Annotated in this window: 15 protein-coding genes and 1 pseudogene; 6 read left to right on the forward strand and 10 right to left on the reverse strand. The window is 44.9% G+C overall.

Features of this window, described 5'->3' with window-relative positions:
• Positions 1–521 precede the first annotated feature (521 nt).
• Complete coding sequence (pckA, locus tag IM477_RS03220) at positions 522–2,201, forward strand: phosphoenolpyruvate carboxykinase (ATP) (protein ID WP_287730510.1); 1,680 nt, start codon at positions 522–524, stop codon at positions 2,199–2,201.
• Between the two features lie 178 nt (positions 2,202–2,379).
• On the opposite strand, the gene IM477_RS03225 is transcribed toward pckA, so the two are convergent.
• The 8 genes from IM477_RS03225 to IM477_RS03260 form a co-directional block, all read right to left on the reverse strand.
• Positions 2,380–3,603 carry a BaiN/RdsA family NAD(P)/FAD-dependent oxidoreductase gene (locus IM477_RS03225; RefSeq protein ID WP_287730511.1) on the reverse strand — a complete coding sequence of 408 codons (1,224 nt, stop codon included), beginning with the start codon at positions 3,601–3,603 and terminating at the stop codon, positions 2,380–2,382.
• A gap of 21 nt (positions 3,604–3,624) precedes the next feature.
• Positions 3,625–4,323 carry an urea ABC transporter ATP-binding subunit UrtE gene (gene urtE / locus IM477_RS03230; protein WP_287730512.1) on the reverse strand — a complete coding sequence of 233 codons (699 nt, stop codon included), beginning with the start codon at positions 4,321–4,323 and terminating at the stop codon, positions 3,625–3,627.
• A 38-nt stretch (positions 4,324–4,361) separates the two neighbouring features.
• Positions 4,362–5,108: an urea ABC transporter ATP-binding protein UrtD gene (urtD, locus tag IM477_RS03235; RefSeq protein ID WP_002732385.1), complete on the reverse strand. Its 747-nt coding sequence runs from the start codon at positions 5,106–5,108 to the stop codon at positions 4,362–4,364.
• Positions 5,109–5,272: 164 nt separating this feature from the next.
• Positions 5,273–6,427, reverse strand: coding sequence for an urea ABC transporter permease subunit UrtC (urtC, locus tag IM477_RS03240; protein ID WP_287730513.1), 1,155 nt, complete (start codon positions 6,425–6,427; stop codon positions 5,273–5,275).
• Positions 6,428–6,430: 3 nt separating this feature from the next.
• Complete coding sequence (locus IM477_RS03245; protein ID WP_287730514.1) at positions 6,431–7,591, reverse strand: ABC transporter permease subunit; 1,161 nt, start codon at positions 7,589–7,591, stop codon at positions 6,431–6,433.
• A gap of 94 nt (positions 7,592–7,685) precedes the next feature.
• Entirely contained in the window at positions 7,686–9,002 is a 1,317-nt protein-coding gene (urtA, locus tag IM477_RS03250; protein WP_287730515.1) for an urea ABC transporter substrate-binding protein, read from the reverse strand.
• Positions 9,003–9,609: 607 nt separating this feature from the next.
• A complete protein-coding gene (locus IM477_RS03255; protein ID WP_002732425.1) occupies positions 9,610–9,885 on the reverse strand; it encodes a TMEM165/GDT1 family protein in 276 nt (91 codons plus the stop codon).
• A gap of 157 nt (positions 9,886–10,042) precedes the next feature.
• Complete coding sequence (locus IM477_RS03260; protein ID WP_287730516.1) at positions 10,043–10,375, reverse strand: TMEM165/GDT1 family protein; 333 nt, start codon at positions 10,373–10,375, stop codon at positions 10,043–10,045.
• Between the two features lie 213 nt (positions 10,376–10,588).
• On the opposite strand from IM477_RS03260, the gene IM477_RS03265 reads away from it, so the two are divergent.
• Positions 10,589–11,209: a vWA domain-containing protein gene (locus IM477_RS03265; protein WP_287730517.1), complete on the forward strand. Its 621-nt coding sequence runs from the start codon at positions 10,589–10,591 to the stop codon at positions 11,207–11,209.
• 48 nt (positions 11,210–11,257) lie between these two features.
• Here IM477_RS03265 and glgA read toward each other — a convergent pair whose 3' ends face one another.
• Both glgA and IM477_RS03275 read right to left on the reverse strand, forming a co-directional pair.
• Positions 11,258–12,685: a glycogen synthase GlgA gene (gene glgA, locus IM477_RS03270; RefSeq protein ID WP_287730518.1), complete on the reverse strand. Its 1,428-nt coding sequence runs from the start codon at positions 12,683–12,685 to the stop codon at positions 11,258–11,260.
• 570 nt (positions 12,686–13,255) lie between these two features.
• A complete protein-coding gene (locus IM477_RS03275) occupies positions 13,256–13,585 on the reverse strand; it encodes an NAD(P)H-quinone oxidoreductase subunit M (RefSeq protein ID WP_002738864.1) in 330 nt (109 codons plus the stop codon).
• Positions 13,586–13,898: 313 nt separating this feature from the next.
• Here IM477_RS03275 and rpsO point away from each other — a divergent pair, with 313 nt between their 5' ends.
• From rpsO to IM477_RS03295, 4 genes and pseudogenes are all read left to right on the forward strand, one after another.
• Positions 13,899–14,168 carry a 30S ribosomal protein S15 gene (rpsO, locus tag IM477_RS03280; protein WP_002738807.1) on the forward strand — a complete coding sequence of 90 codons (270 nt, stop codon included), beginning with the start codon at positions 13,899–13,901 and terminating at the stop codon, positions 14,166–14,168.
• 24 nt (positions 14,169–14,192) lie between these two features.
• On the forward strand, positions 14,193–14,657 hold the full coding sequence (locus tag IM477_RS03285) for a PAM68 family protein (RefSeq protein WP_287730519.1): 465 nt from the start codon (positions 14,193–14,195) through the stop codon (positions 14,655–14,657).
• A gap of 58 nt (positions 14,658–14,715) precedes the next feature.
• Positions 14,716–15,771, forward strand: a complete 1,056-nt coding sequence (gene aroF, locus IM477_RS03290) for a 3-deoxy-7-phosphoheptulonate synthase (RefSeq protein WP_002750796.1) — start codon at positions 14,716–14,718, stop codon at positions 15,769–15,771.
• A gap of 65 nt (positions 15,772–15,836) precedes the next feature.
• A pseudogene (locus IM477_RS03295) lies at positions 15,837–16,153 on the forward strand (Uma2 family endonuclease); the annotation flags it as partial.

The raw sequence follows: 16,153 nt of genomic DNA on the forward strand, positions 1-16,153 counted from the left end.
ATTCGCGGGCAGCTTAAGTAGGGAGGCACAATTATTTGTAGGATGGGTTAGCGGTAGCGTAACATAATCGGGCGTTGGGTTTCATGCTTCAACCCAACCTACGTTCATCTTATATTTAATTCCACCCACCCACTTAACTGCTAGATTAGCTGACCAATGTTGTTTAGCTGTTAACTTTTGTAAAAAAAACATCGTCTGTATCCTATTGTACAGATAGACTAAAAATAGCTAAAAAAAGCAGTTAGATCGGCAAGAGGGAAAAGGTAAAACCCCTGACTGGGAGATGACGGGTAAATAGGCAATAAATCCTGAATTACCGCTCTAAGATTGGCTTTACCGACAGCAAAAGACCAGATTAATCAGGCAAATATCGTCAAATAAACTAATCAATATAGCTTCTTAGGTGTCTGGGAGTGAAAAAAGACAGAGAACGGAGTTTTTCTAGTTTCTATAACTGCACTAATCAGAGACCTGGAACTTAGCTCTAAACCGACAACTAAATTATCAGGAGAATTGGGGTTATGCCGACTCTACACACGCTGACCAATGATAGTATCTCTTGTCCCTTGCCCGATCGCGTGGAGAACGTCAATTTCCACTACGAATTAGAAAATCAATTTCATCCCACCTACGGCCTCGAAAACCTAGGCATGAAAAATCTCGGTCGCGTTTATCGCAATCTTTCCGTACCGCAATTAGTCGAACAGGCGATCGAACGTCATGAGGGCGTTTTAGCCGATAATGGGGCTTTAGTGGTGGAAACGGGTAAATATACCGGTCGTTCCCCCAAAGATAAATTCATTGTCAAAGAAGCCAATAGCGAAAAGGAAATCGACTGGAATCAGCATAATGCCCCGATTAGCGAGGAAAAATTCCAGCAGTTATACCGAAAAGTCCTCGCCTATGTACAGGGAAAAGACCTATATATCTTCGATGGTTACGTCGGGTCCGATCCTAATTGTCGCTTTGGCGTGCGCGTTGTCACCGAAATCGCCTATCATAACCTCTTTGCCCATCAGTTATTCCTCCGGCCCAGTGCGATCGAACTAGCTGCCCATCAAACTGATTTTACCGTGATTGCCCTGCCGGGGTTACAGGGAGATCCCGAAGATGACGACCTGAACAGCGAAGCCTTTATCGTCCTCAACCTAGCAAAAAAAATCGTTCTCATCGGTGGCACTCGCTACGCTGGCGAAATCAAAAAATCCGTCTTCTCGATGATGAACTACCTGATGACCAAACAAGGGGTTTTACCGATGCACGGTGCCGCTAACATGGATAAACACGGTCATACGGCCCTCTTTTTCGGTCTCTCCGGTACGGGTAAAACCACCCTTTCCGCCGATCCTAAACGCAGCCTCATCGGTGATGATGAACACGGTTGGTCAGAAGACGGCATTTTTAACTTTGAAGGCGGTTGTTATGCTAAAACCATCCGTTTAAGTGCCGAATACGAACCCCAAATCTGGGCGGCGATTCAATTTGGCACTATTCTCGAAAACGTGATCCTTTCCCCCGATAATCGCCTTCCCGACTACGATGATGGACGTTTGACCGAAAACACCCGCGCCGCCTATCCCCTGCGTTATATCCCTAATTGTGCCGTATCTGGCATGGGAACCCACCCGAAAACTATTATCTTCTTAACTGCCGATGCTTTTGGGGTACTGCCACCAATCGCCAAATTAACCACGAACCAGGCGATGTATCATTTCCTCTCCGGCTATACTAGCAAATTAGCGGGAACGGAACGGGGAATCACAGCCCCACAGGTGACTTTTTCCAGTTGTTTCGGTCAATGTTTCTTCCCTCTGTCACCCCTCGTCTATGCCCAAATGTTAGGGGAACGTTTAGAACAACACCCCGAAACCTCCGTTTATCTGATTAATACTGGTTGGTCCGGCGGTCCCTACGGAGTCGGCGATCGTATTTCGATCAAACACACCCGCGCTATGGTTTCCGCCGCTTTAAATGGCGATTTAGAGGAAGTCGTTTTCCATCCTCATCCCATCTTTCAAGTTCTCGTCCCCGAAATTGTCCCCGGAGTTCCCAAAAAAATCCTCGACCCGCGACAAGCATGGCAAGATGGCGAATCCTACGACCTACAGGCGCGAGAATTGGCCCATCGTTTCGTGGAAAATTTCCGTCAATTTACCACTGCCTCCCAAGAAATCATTGCAGCCGGTCCAATTTGGGAATAACAGCATCAAGGAATCGGTTATCAACTAGAGTTTGCGGCAAAAAGTTTGTTGGTGGCGTAATCAGTAATCAGTAATCAGTAATCAGTTATCAGTTGTCAGATGTGAGTTTTCAGTTCACTGTTTACTGTTTACTGAAAAAAGGCTCCCCACTTCCCCACTTCCCCCTCTCCGGTGCTTCCTACACCCTTCTATTGCCCATGGCTTGTCCGGCGAGATAACCAGTGGTCCAAGCGCTTTGAAAATTAAATCCCCCCGTGACTGCATCGATATCTAGTACCTCCCCGGCAAAATATAACCCCGGACAGATTTTGCTTTCCATAGTTTTAAAATCCACTTCCTGAAGATTCACTCCCCCAGAGGTGACAAATTCCTCCTTAAACACCCCTTTTCCTTTGATTTGATATTCCCCTTGCTGTAATTCAATCATTAATCGATTGAGAGTATTTTTAGATAATTCGGCCCAGGGAGTTTCCGAGTGAACAGTCAAGTAACTTAATAAACTCTGCCAAAGACGCTTAGGTAACTGCTCAAAGGGACAATGATTAAAAAGTTTTCTTTTGGGATATTCACTTTTAGTTTGTAAGATAATTTCTCGCAATTTTTCAGGATGATAATCCCCCAACCAATTAATGATTAAAGGCATTCGGTAATGATGCTCGTGAAGTAACCGCGCTCCCCAAGCAGAAAGTTTTAAAATAGCCGGTCCACTGACTCCCCAATGGGTAATTAACAAGGGTCCGATTTGTTCTAATTTGCTTCCCCCAAGACGAACTCGCACTTTATCTACAGCAACCCCTAACAAATCTTTCAGACGAGGATCGGCAATTTGAAAGGTAAATAAAGAAGGGACAGGAGAGACTAGAGAATGACCTAAATCTTGAGCGGTGCGATAACCAAAAGGACTACTTCCCGTAGCAATTAAAAGCTTATCTGCCCTAATTTGCTCCTCTCTTTTTAATTCAATCAAAAAACTTTCTTCCTGTTTTTTTACCGATTTAACTGGGGAATTTAGCCTTAAATTAACCCCAGCAAAAGTCGCACTTTCCCGCAGACAATTAACAATAGTTTCAGAATTATCGGTGCTGGGAAACATTCGCCCATCCGCTTCTGTTTTTAGTTTTACCCCCCGCAATTCAAACCATTTAATAGTATCTTGGGGTTGAAACCGACTAAAAGCTCCCCGTAGTGCTTTGCCACCGTGAGGATAATAATTAACCAATTGGGAAACATCAAAACAATGATGGGTGACATTACAGCGTCCCCCTCCCGAAATCCGCACTTTCCCCAGAGGTTCTTTTGCAGCTTCTAGAATAGTAACGCCAGCTTTTGGGTTAGATTCTGCCGCTTTAATTGCGCCAAAAAATCCCGCTGCCCCGCCACCAATTACGACTATTTGAGTCATATATCAAGGAAAAAGTTAAGTTTAAACTGCCAAAAATCGCTGAATGACTTCTTGACTTAATTCGCTCGTGAAACCGGAAGCAACAATTCCCCCTTTTTGCATGGCGTAATATCGATCAGCTTGGCGGACAAAATGCAGGTGTTGTTCTACTAATAAAACGGCGATTCCTTTACTGGCAACAATACGCCGCACCGCTGCTTCAATTTCGAGAATAATTGACGGTTGAATTCCTTCCGTGGGTTCATCTAAAATTAATAATTTTGGTTCCCCCACTAAGGCGCGAGCGATGGCTAATTGCTGTTGTTGTCCACCACTTAAATCTCCTCCCATCCGCAATAACATGGTTTTTAAATCGGGAAATAAATCGAAGATTTCTTCGGGAATTGTGGCATTTTTTCTCCTTGTGGGTAAAGCTTCCAAACCGAGAATTAAATTCTCTTTTACCGTTAAACGGGGAATAATATCCCTCCCCTGCGGCACATAACCCAGTCCTAATCTGGCTCTTTGATCTGAGGTTTTATTAATGAGGTTTTGTTGCTCATAATTAATTGTTCCCGCTCGCGGTTTTAAGATACCCATCAAGGTTTTTAATAGGGTAGTTTTACCCACGCCATTACGTCCGATTAAACAGACCATTTCTCCCGCATTAATGTTAAGGTCAACATCTCTTAAAATATGACTTTCTCCGTAGTAAACATTGAGATCAGATATGTGTAACATTGTCAACCCTTTTTAACTAATTTTAATCGTTTGATTCTTTATTCTTCCGAGGAACCTAGATAAACTTCAATAACTTTCGGATCATTTTGAATTTGCTCCATATTCCCCTCACATAGAACAGTTCCTTGGTGTAAAACCGTGACTTTGCGGGCAATTTGACGGACGAATTCCATATCGTGTTCAATGACAATAATCGAATGACTTTCCGCTAGATTTAATAACAAATTACCCACGTTTTCCGTTTCCTCATCGGTTAATCCTGCCACGGGTTCATCTACTAGCAGTAAATCTGGTGACTGGGCCACTAATTGGCCAATTTCTAAGCGTTGTTTTTCGCCGTGGGACAGTAAAGAAGCGGATAAATCAGCTTTAGCAGTTAACCCGATAGTTTCCAATAAACCAATAACTTTTCTGCTATCTTCTAGAGGAGGACGACCGAAAAGAGTTGAGAAAACATTTTTATTACGGTTGCTAACTAAATCGAGATTTTCTCGGACAGTTAGATTTAAATATACCCTAGGAGTTTGGAATTTGCGACCAATACCTAAACGAGCGATCGCATATTCAGGAATTTTGCGGAGATCTCGACCTTTAAATAATACCCGTCCGATGGTGGGTTGCACTTTCCCCGTAATCACATCTAAAAAAGTGGTTTTTCCCGCACCATTGGGACCGATAATCACCCGCAATTCTCCCGTATCCATACTGAAATTAAGATTATTGAGAGCTTTAAAACCCCCAAAACTAACGGTAAGATTCTCGATTTCTAAGATTTTTCCAGTCATAATTTCTAAGAGGGAGTGGGGAAGTGGGAAGTGGGGAAGTGGGGAAGTGGGGAAGTGGGGAATTGGGGAAGTGGGGAGTGCCGGAGCAGGGGGAAAAAAACTGATTACTGATTACTGATTACTGATTACTGTCTCCTGACTCGGAGAATACTAACAGAATAAGGTCACTTATGCTCTAATTCTTCTCTTTCCAGTTGCACTTCCGGAGCTTCCTCAATACTAGGATAGGTAATTAAAGTTTTGCGGAAACCAAAATGAGTCAGCAAACGTTTAATTCCACCGAGAAGACCATCGGGAAGCACTGTCACCACAATTAGGAATAGGGCCCCTTGGAAAAATACCCAGACTTCCGGAAATTGTTCGCTTAAAAAAGTTTGGGCTAGGCGTACTAATAAAGTACCGACAACTGCCCCCACAAGAGTAGCACGTCCCCCCACAGCCACCCAAATCACCATTTCAATGGAAAAAGCCACATCCATAGAGTTAGGGGTGATAATTCCCGTTTGCACGGTATAAAGAGCGCCGGCAACACCAGCAATCGCCCCAGAAATGCCAAAAACTAACACCTTAAACCAAGTAGGATCATAACCGGAAAAACGGACACGCACCTCATCATCGCGAATGGCGACTAACAAGCGCCCAAATCTGCCCGTAGTTAACCAACGACAGAGTAGATAAATAGCCAGTAAACAGACAATTGTGAGTAAATAAAAGGCCACTTGAACGGCATCGGAACCCACCAGTAACCCGAAAATTGTTTGGGTATCGGTTTTTAAGCCATTAGTGCCGTTAATTAACTTTTGTTGACCGTTAAAAAAGTTAAAAAATACCAGTAAAGCCGCTTGGGTCAAAATCGAGAAATAAACCCCTTTAATGCGGTTGCGGAAGATTAAATAACCCAATAATCCTGCCACGATCGCTGGTACGATAATTAGGGCTAGAATTGTCAAAGGTAGGGAATAAAAAGGTTGCCAAATAAAAGGTAATTCTGTCACCCCGTAGAGAGTAAAAAATTCGGGCATTTGTCCGGGGGGTAACTGAAGATTTAGGTACATGGCAAGAGCATAACCACCGAGGGCGAAAAAAATACCATGACCAAGACTTAATAAACCCGTATAACCCCAGATTAAATCTATCCCCAAAGCGACAATAGCAAGGGAAAGAAATCGCCCCAATAAACGCAAGCGGAAAGCCGACAAAGCTAAGGGCAGCAACACCGCAAAGATGACCACTAAACCAACAATAACAGCGATTTCCGTGATTAACTTTTTCTTTTCCCGTTGTCGGGATTCGTTTCTAGTGATGGTTTCGGTAATCATAATCTATAACTCGGCAGTACGTCCTTTAGGAGGAAAAATTCCCGCAGGTTTGAATTGCAAGAAAGCAATAATTAAAGCAAAAATCATCACTTTTGCCATGCTAGTGGTGGAGAAAAAGGTGAATAAATCCGTTAGGGGTTTTAGTGCTGCCACGGAACCAAAAATCAGAGCAAAAGTTCCCGAACCAATTAAATAATTAGCCACACCAATGGCCATGGCTGCGATAATAGTTCCTAGGAGATTACCCACTCCCCCCACCACCACTACCATGAAGGTATCAACGATATAATTTTGTCCCACATTTGGACCGACGGAACCCAAAAAACTAATCGCACAACCGGCAACTCCAGCTAATCCCGAACCGAGGGCAAAAGTCAAAGCATCCACTTGATTAGTGGGAATGCCTAAACAGGCACTCATCTGGCGATTTTGGGTGACGGCACGAATGCGTAAACCCCAAGAAGATTTATTTAAAAACCAATAGGTTCCTAACAAACAAATGGCAGTTAAAATGATAATAAATAGACGGGTGTAGGGCATTTGAAAACCGGGTAAAGGTAAACCTCCCCGTAACCAAGCAGGAGCCGTGACATCGACGTTTCTGGCACTAAACCAGGGTTTAGCAAGAACGGGATTAAAAGATAAAAGATAGCCTAATAATCCAGCGATAGCTAGGGATAAAGGCAGGGTGATACCAATAGCTAAATTGCGAATTCTCTCCCAATCTAGGCGACGACTTAACACCGTCATCGCCCCAAAAAATAACAGACAGAAAACTATTAAACTAATTACTAATAACCCGTTGACACTTCTGACAAATTGCTGCAGAATTAAGCTGACTCCCCAAGTGGCCAGCAGCGTTTCTAGGGGTCTGCCGTAGAGGAACCTAATCACCCCCCTTTCTAATAATAATCCCGCCAATCCCGACACTAAAAAAGCGATCGGTAGGGCGAATAAAACATAAGTATCAAAGAGGGGAGAACCGAAACCTTTAAAGATATTCTGCACCACAAAAGTACTGTAGGCCCCTAACATCATTAACTCACCGTGAGCGAGATTAATCACCCCCATCAGTCCGAAAACAATCGCTAGTCCTAAAGCGGCCAGCAATAGCACAGAACCGATGCTAATACCATTAAATAATCCTTCTAATAATGCTGACACTTTTCGTTATTCCCGTGCATTTTTAAGCTTTAAAAAGTGGGGTGAGCAGTAATGCCCACCTCACTCTCGTTATTGTCTGGAAAAACTCCTAAAACTAGGATTTTTCCATTTTGAATTTACCGCCCTTAGCCGGATCAGTCCAGTCACAGGCAAAGCCCTTAGTTTCGGGGACAAATTGGTTCCAAGGTTGCGGATCCACCACCCCCGGAGTTGACCAAATGATGTCAAATAGACCATCATCTCTCACCTGACCAATGCGGACGGTTTTGGAGATATGATGATTGGGGAACATTTCCACCGGTCCTTCGGGAGCATCGAATTTTTGTCCGATGGCGGCGGCGCGAACTTTGTCGAGATCATCGGCGGTTGCCGCTTGTTCTACCGCTTGCTTCCAGAGATAGACCATGATGTAGGCCGCTTCCATGGGGTCGTTAGTGACGCGCTCCTGACCGAATTTAGCTCGAAAAGCCGCAACAAATTTTTTGTTAGCGGGGGTATCTACGGTTTGGAAATAGTTCCAACAAGCGTACTGACCGAGGAGATATTCCTTACCGATTTGTTTAACTTCTTCCTCGGCAACACTCACCGACATGACCGGATATTTATCGGGAGTTAAACCGGCCGCTTGCAGTTGTTTAAAGAAAGCCACGTTACTGTCACCGTTGAGGGTGTTGAAAATAACGCCACCATCGGGTAAAGCTTGCTTAATTTTGGTAATAATCGGGGTAACTTCCGTGTTACCTAGGGGTAGATAGTCTTCGCCCACGGTTTCTCCGCCTTTCACCTTTAACTGCTCTTTAATAATCGTGTTGGCAGTGCGGGGAAAAACGTAGTCGGAACCGACGAGGAAGAATTTTTTCCCTTTATTTTCCAGCAACCAAGTCACTGCCGGCTCGATCTGTTGGTTGGGGGCAGCACCGGTGTAAAAGATATTTCTAGAACACTCTTGACCCTCGTACTGGACGGGATACCAGAGCATATGGTTTTTTGCTTCAAACACGGGTAAAACTGCCTGACGACTGGCGGAAGTCCAACAACCGAAGACAGTCACAACTTTGTCCTGATCGATCAGTTTGGTGGCTTTTTCGGTAAAAGTTGGCCAATCGGAAGCGCCATCTTCCACCACTGCCTCAATCTGTTTACCAAGAACACCACCCGCGGCATTGATTTCCTCGATCGCCAGTTTTTCCGCATCAACTACGCTGGTTTCACTGATGGCCATGGTGCCACTGAGGGAGTGCAGAATACCCACCTTAATTGTCTCTCCAGAAGCTGGGGCGGGACTAGCAGCCGGGCTAGGACTAGCCGTGGGGGTTTGGCTTTGATTGCCACCACAAGCTTTTAACAGAATACTGGTTCCCAAAGCGGCAGAACCGTACAGGAGAAATTTACGTCGTCCTAAATTTGACATGATGATCTTGAACTAACCTCGCTGACAATATTAGCTACTTCACACGGATGTTTTTGCTGAGGAGATTTTCGGGAATCTTTCTACGAATATCTGTGTGATATTACGGCTAGGTTAGCAGATTTTTTGTGATTTTCGCTACTTTTTGGATGTTTTTTGTAGTTTTCGCTACTTTTTTAGAAAAAATTAATGATTTTTCTGGAATTTACCTAAGTTTTTTAGCTATCAGGAGTCGGGAGACAGGAGGCAGGAGTCAGGAGACAGGAGGCAGGAGTCGGGAGAATTAAGAATGAATAATAATCAATTAAATGGTCTATTGCAATTTCCATAGTTGTGAGGTACAAAGTCTTAGGTTTTGAGGAGTCAGGAGTCAGGAGTCAGGAGTCAGGATTCAGGATTCAGGAGTTAAGATTTTGGTGTACCTCATGAGATTGGGAAACGCTATATTTACATACTTTATGCGATTTAATCCTTATTTTTGCCGTTTTTGAACCATCAAAAATTAATTACGCAAGAGGTTTATAGTAACACAATAGCCTCGCGTGCCTGGAAAAAGTGCCAAAACCGTTTTCTAGTAAGGCTTCCAGTAATATTCAGCCCAACCCAATTATCAATCCGAATCTGGCCAAAGCAGCCGGACAGCAAGCAGCGCAAAACCAATGGCCGCTATCGCTTTTAATATCTTAGCGGGGAATAACTGCGCCATACTGCCGCCCGCAAGGACTCCTAAGAAACTGGTGCAGATTAAGGCGGTAATTGAGCCAAAAAAGACAGCTTTAGGTGATTTGGAACTGCCACCGAGAGCGATCGCTACTAATTGACTTTTATCGCCGATTTCTGCCAAAAAAACCGTGATAAATGTCAGTCCGAATAATTGCCAATTCATAAATTCTAGGGAGATGGGTGATGGGGAGGTGGGGAAGTGGGGAAGTGGGGAAGTGGGGTGATGGGGAAGCTGTTTCATCACCCTATCACCCCAAAACCCTATCACCCTATCTCCTGTCTCGGAGTCTCCTGACGACCGACTCCTGAATACTGATTGATTAGAGAATATCGCCGATCAGTAAACCAGTGATCAAAAGTAGAAGGATAGCGACACCGATATCTAAGGTTTTGGGGGAAAGACGACGGGCAATCCAATAACCGATCAGGACACCGAGGAGACTGGTAGCGATTAAAGCGGTGGCTGCCCCGGCAAAAACCACCCAGGGGGATCTGGATTCGGCGCTGATGAGAAGGGTGGCTAATTGGGTTTTATCGCCGATTTCAGCAAAAAATATGGTTAGGAAGGTGGAACTAAACACCGTCCAAAAACTCCAAGAAGGTGGATGATCTGGCTTTTTCTCGGTTGAGGCGATCGATTTGCTATCACTCATCGGCTAATTTAACAATATCGGGTTAAGCAATAATTTTCATACTTTTTTCATTTTAGCCCGACCGGTTTTCTGGCGATAGTTTCTGCTGTTGGGGGCGCTGTCTCCTCCCCCCAATAGTTAAAAAACCCTAGTCGATCGAGGAAGAGTTTCCATCCTAGAGTTTAATAATTATTAGACTAGGACGAGCGCAAATTGCTTGGAGGTATAGCCCCTATGGCCAGTGAAAGTGTTGTACAGGACAGAGATTATACTCTGATTATTGACAAAAGTGGCAGTATGTCCACTGCTGATAAACCCAGCGAGAAAACCCGTTGGCAAATTGCCCAAGAATCCACCCTCGCCTTGGCTAGAAAGTGCGAGGAAGTCGATCCGGACGGCATCACCATCTATCTTTTCTCTGGACGTTTCCGACGCTATGATAATGTTACTTCCGATAAGGTGACACGAATTTATCAAGAAAATGAACCCATGGGGAGGACAGACCTAGCAGCTGTGCTGCAAGATGCCCTTGATAATTATTTTCAGCGCAAAACTGCTGGCAAAACTAAACCCAACGGAGAAACTATTCTGGTGATTACCGACGGAGAACCAGATGATCGCAAAGCGGTGATGCGTCAAATTATCGAAGCTTCTCGAAAACTCGATAGCGATCAAGAATTAGCCATTTCTCTGATTCAAGTAGGCCATGATCGACAAGCGACCGAATTTCTTAAAGCTTTAGACGATCAACTAGAATCGGCGGGGGCCAAATTCGATATCGTTGACACGATTACTATCGATGATATGGAAGATATGACCCTAGCGGAAGTTCTTCTCAACGCCATCACCGGTTAATTTCTAGCCAGTAGGGGTGATATCTCTTCACCCCTACTCAAGGAGGCTTTAACTGCTAGTCAGGGCGACCAATTTATCTTTTTCCTCATCGGATAATTGATCCGATTGTCCGGTGATTTGTTTGTAGATTTTGAGATATTCCAAAGCGGATTTATACCAACTGAAATCTTGAGTCATTGCCCGTTGCTGTAGTTTTTGCCAATCCTGTTTATAACGGAAACTTTCCCAAGTCCGGATCATACAGGTAAACAGGTCTAAAGGTTCATAGCGATCGAAACTAAATCCTGTTCCTTTTTCCTGAATTGGGTCGTGGAAAGATACCGTATCGACTAAACCACCGGTGCGGCGTACCATGGGGATGCAACCATAACGCATGGCCATTAATTGGGAAATGCCGCAGGGTTCAAAACGGGAAGGCATTAACAAAGCATCGGCCCCCCCATAGATGCGACGGGAAAGGGCATCACTATAGAGAAGATGCAGGGACATTCGCCCCCGGAAACGGGAAGTCATCTCCCACAGTTGGGTTTCATAATAGCGATCGCCTGTACCTAAAATAATCAATTGAGCATCAGTATAGGTGAGAAAGCGATCTAAAATTTGCATCACTAGATCAATACCTTTTTGTTCCACCAAACGCGTCACCATCGCCATGACAAAGGCACTTTTACTGACCTGTAGCCCCACTTCTTCTTGCAGGGCAATTTTATTGATCAGACGTTTTTCGATGGTTTCTGGGGTAAAATTCTGCTTAAGATAAACATCTTTAGCCGGGTCATACACCTCCGTATCGATGCCGTTGACAATCCCCACCAGATTGCCGGAAATATAGGACAATAATCCCTCTAAATTTTCGCCATAAATGGGGGTCTGTATTTGACGGGCATAGGTGGGAGAAACGGTAGTGACGCGATTAGCAAATTGAACCGCCGCGGCCATGGTATTATCGCCCTGCATATACCAAGGACACCAAGTCATTTTTTCTAATGCCTCCCGCCAAGGGCCCTGGTAGGCGAGATTATGGATAGTAAAAACGGTGCTAATATCGGGGTCTTGGTGCATCCAGACGGGAATCATGCCCGTATGCCAATCATGACAGTGAATAACTTGCGGTTTCCAGTAATTCCAAGCGAATTCCGCCGCACCATTCGCAAATAGGGTAAATCGCCAGGCCTCATCTTCGCCTCCGTAGATATTGCGTCCAGAGAAAGCTAGATGACCAAAGAGGTAGAGAGGAATATCCGTATCGGGTAAAACCGTCTCATAGACTAAAAAATCATGAAACATGGCGAATCCTGACCAAATGGGTTCGGAAGGGATGTCCATTTTTTCCTGGAGAAAACCGTAGTAGGGTAGAAAAATCCGCACGTCATGACCTAGCTGACGCAAGACTTTCGGTAATGCCCCAATTACGTCCCCCATTCCCCCAACTTTGGCAATTGGGGCGGCCTCGGCACCCACAAATAGAATTCGCATACTCTTCCCGCTTTACTTCACGACGACAAGAAATTTTAACAGATAAAACCACCCTAGCAGGATTTGCAAGCAGGTTATTATCGGATTAGCCTAGATTTTGCTTTCACCAACCAGAGAGCCAACGAGGGGCATAATTAGCTGTTTTGGACATTATTAAGTTTTATCGCCTTTTTATTAAGTTTTAGCTGCTCGGCACCGGCACTGTCTGCTATTGTCGATTTAACCGACATTCCGCCTATCTTCATATACTTTTATATATCTTTACATTCCCCAAACTGTTTTGACGAAAAACCTTCACTGTAGAAACTACTATTGAGAACATTTTCAATAATTGGTTTTTTCTAAGAAAAAAAATTACAATTCTTCACTTGGATAAAAATCAATCATTGTCGCTATAGTCCTTACTGGTAAAGGATTGTAGGCTGTTAAGAAGTGCGGAAAGTGGGACTTAAGGTACATTTCAATCAATCCGATTATTAGGGATGAGTGACGGGCAATTGTTCGCTTCATTGCCGCGAGGCAAATTCCCCACCCCCCTAGGTGTCCGGGTGGGGACTGACGCGGAATCGTTCACCCTAATTTCGGTAAACCCATACTATAGTTCTGCACTCTGGCGTTGAGATTATAGCTAATTTCCCCTTTTTGCAGGAGAGAACGGATAAAATGTTCTAGATCTGAACCGATGCGACGGAGATTATATTCGCTCAGTTCTTCCCCATTGTAGGATTCTACCAATTCATCAAACTTACTATAAACCTTATTGAGAGCCACTTCTTCCCAATTAAATTCATTATCGGGATCCACATCAAGAGTCAAGACATTGTTACTCTCGATTAATTGATTATTTTTTACTTCAGCCGTATAAATGCGAATATGACGGGTCGTGGATTTTAACAGCATGGAATCTTCAGGGTAAGTTAGACGCTATGTCTAAGATTTTGCCATGATTTGCGGAATTGGGGAATTGGGAATTGGGAAGTGGGGAAGTGGGGTGTGGGGTGTGGGGTGTGGGAATTATGGATTATGAAGTGGGGTAGATAGGGAAGTGGGGAAGTGGGGAGGTGGGGAAGCTGTCTCATCACCCTATCACCCCAAAACCTATCACCCTATCACCCTATCACCCTATCTCCTGCCTCCCGAACAATGTTTACGGATCGACCAGAAACGTGATACTATGATAGATTGCAGTGTTTAAGCAGAGATCACGAGTCCTATGGCCTTAACCCAGACCAAAAAACAAGAACTAATCAGCCAATATCAGGCCCACGAAACCGATACAGGATCATCGGAGTTACAGGTAGCTTTCTTAACCGAGAGAATCAACCAACTGACCGAACACCTGAAAGCTAACCCGAAAGACCATGCTTCCCGTCGGGGATTACTCCAGATGATCGGTCGTCGTCGGGGACTGTTAACCTATATCCAGAAGAAAGATCAACAACGTTATCAAACCCTGATTGGTCGTCTCGGAATTCGCCGTTAAGCATACCCCCTTTGCATCCCTACCATGGCCTCTGAATCGAAATCGACGGAGAAAAAAGAACGTCTCCCCTTTGAGCCGCGCCAAAATAAGCGAAAAACCCCGAAAATTGCCCCTAGTCCCGTGCCACCGCCCCTAAAAAATCGCTCCGAGGAAACCAGCTTAAAGGCGATTCCGCAAGTGGTCAGTCAACGGATGGCCAAACGGATGGCGGTATTTTGTGGCCTGCCGACGGCACTGGGGATAGCTTCCTTTTTTGGCTTCTACTGGATTATTAGCCACGATCTTCTCGAAATCCCTTCCTACGTCGCCATGCTCGTCAGTTTAAGCCTATTTGGTCTAGGTTTCATCGGTCTGAGTTATGGCATCTTCTCCGCTTCTTGGGATGAGGAGCGGGTGGGGGATTGGCTAGGATGGCAAGAATTTCAAGCTAATTTTGGCAGAACGATCGCCGCATGGCGGTCCGGCAAAAAAGAAGTGGAAGAAAAATAGATAACCTCTAGAAATCGTCAACAATAGAGATTAAAGAAAAAAATAAAAGGTTAATGCCATGATTATTGTCATGAAAGTTGGTTCCCCGGAAATTGAAATCGAGCGCGTCAGTGCCGAATTCGAGGCATGGGGATTAAGTCCCGAAAAAATCGTCGGTAAGCATAAAGTTGTCATCGGTTTAGTCGGAGAAACCAGGGAATTAGACCCCCTACAAATCCAAGAATTAAGCCCTTGGATCGAAACCGTCCTGCGAGTCGAACAACCCTTCAAACGCGCCTCTTTAGAATACCGTCACGGCGAATACAGCGAGGTTTTAGTCCCCACTCCTAACGGTGTTATCCCCATCGGCAGAAATCATACCGTTAGCATTGTCGCCGGCCCCTGTTCGGTGGAAAATGAAGCGATGATCGTGGAAACTGCCAAACGAGTGGCGGCAGCCGGAGCGCAATTCCTCCGCGGTGGTGCCTACAAACCCCGCACTTCTCCCTATGCTTTCCAAGGTCACGGGGAAAGCGCTTTGGAATTACTAGCGGCGGCTAGAGATGCCAGTGGTTTGGGTATTATCACGGAAGTAATGGACGCAGCGGATCTCGATAAGATTGTCGAAATAGCCGACGTGGTGCAAGTGGGGGCGCGCAATATGCAGAATTTTTCCCTCCTGAAAAAAGTTGGGGCGCAACCGAAACCGGTCCTACTCAAGCGCGGCATGGCGGCCACTATTGAAGATTGGTTGATGGCGGCAGAATATATCCTCGCGGCAGGAAATAGCAATGTCATTCTCTGCGAACGCGGTATCCGCACCTTTGACAGTAAATATACTCGCAATACCCTAGATTTATCCTGTATTCCCGTTTTAAGAACTTTAACTCACCTGCCGATCATGATCGATCCTAGCCACGGTACGGGTAAATGGGAATATGTCCCGACCATGGCCATGGCTTCCCTGGCAGCCGGGGCCGATTCCTTGATGATCGAGGTACATCCTAACCCGGCGAAGGCCCTATCTGATGGGCCGCAATCCTTGACCCCCGACCGATTCGATCGATTAACTCAGGAGTTAGCGGTCATTGGTAAGACGATCGGGCGTTGGCCCCAGGTTCCAGCACTGGTTTGATAAGATGATCAGGGGGTGAGTCAACCCCCTTTTTTTTGGCATAAATTTCGCTTTTCGGGGCAGTTATGGTGACAGTTCCTCTGGAGTTAAATACTGAGCAAATTAGGGGTGAGAAACGGGTAGTTTTTTATCATCTCAATTGGCTATCCTATCAGCAAATTTTACAGGCACTAGGGGAAAATAATCGCGCCCATTTATTTTATGATCGTGGCACTTTAGAGATTACTATGCCCCTAGAAGAACACGAGTTTTATCGAGAATTAATCGGATTATTTATACGGATTTTGGTGGTAGAATTGGGTTTAAAAATTAAAAGTATGGGTTCCACAACTCTAGCTAGGGAAGATTTAGAACGAGGAGCAGAACCTGACAATGCCTACTA

This window comes from Microcystis sp. M090S1 (genome assembly GCF_020246295.1).
GTDB classification, from domain to species: Bacteria; Cyanobacteriota; Cyanobacteriia; order Cyanobacteriales; family Microcystaceae; genus Microcystis; species Microcystis aeruginosa.